Here is an 885-nt window from a genome sequence, read left to right on the forward strand (position 1 = left end):
ACTCCCCGTCCGTGTGCCGGACGAGATGAGCGAGCAGGAACGGGGTGACGGCCTGGCCGGTGATCCCCTCCTCCTCGCAGGCGCGCAGCGCCTCGGCGAGGACACGCGCGTGCAGTTCGGGGTCGAGCTGCTGCCCGGGCGGGACGGGGTTGGCCACGATCAGCGCCGACTCCGGCCCACCGAGCGTGTCCTGTGCCCGCATGACCTCCGCGACCTGCTCCGGGTCCCGCAGCGTCCAGTCCACCGGATGCCCCGAGTCGGACAGATAGAAGCCGGGGAACCGCTCGGTGCGGTAACCGGCGACGGCCACGCCCAGCGTCTCCAGCCGCTGCAAGGTGGCCGGCACGTCCAGGATCGACTTCACGCCCGCGCACACCACGGTGATCCGGGTCCGGGCCAGCAGCCCGAGGTCGGCCGACTCGTCCTGGGTCGTCGTCCACTGCCGGTGCACCCCGCCCAGCCCGCCGGTGGCGAACACCCGGATGCCGGCCAGCGCGGCCAACCGCGCCGTCGCCGACACCGTGGTCGCCCCGCTCGCCCCGGCGGCCATGGCGAGCGGCAGGTCCCGGTGGCCCAGCTTGCGGATGCCGTCCTCGTTGGCGACCCGCTCCAACTGGCCCTTGTCCAGACCGACATGGGGCTTTCCGTCGAGCACGGCGATCGTCGCGGGGACGGCCCCCTCGCGCCGGACCACGTCCTCCAGCTCCAGCGCCACCTGGAGATTGCGCGGGCGTGGCAGCCCGTGCGCGATGATCGTCGATTCCAGGGCCACCACCGGCCGTCCGGTGCCCGTCGCCTCCCGGACCTCCTCCGACAACACCAGCACCACGCGCCCGCCTCCCGTCAGTCGCCTCCCCTCATTCCTGGCGGGCGCGTGGTGCTGGT

At 73.6% G+C, this 885-nt stretch carries 1 protein-coding gene; it reads right to left on the bottom strand.

The genetic code is table 11. The features are described from left to right. The coding region (locus CCN33_RS30665) for a pseudouridine-5'-phosphate glycosidase (RefSeq protein WP_208622019.1) at positions 1 to 829 on the bottom strand (829 nt) is incomplete at its 3' end. Positions 830 to 885: the final 56 nt, after the last annotated feature.

It is taken from the genome of Streptomyces recifensis (genome assembly GCF_002154615.1).
Lineage (GTDB): Bacteria > Actinomycetota > Actinomycetes > Streptomycetales > Streptomycetaceae > Streptomyces > Streptomyces griseoluteus.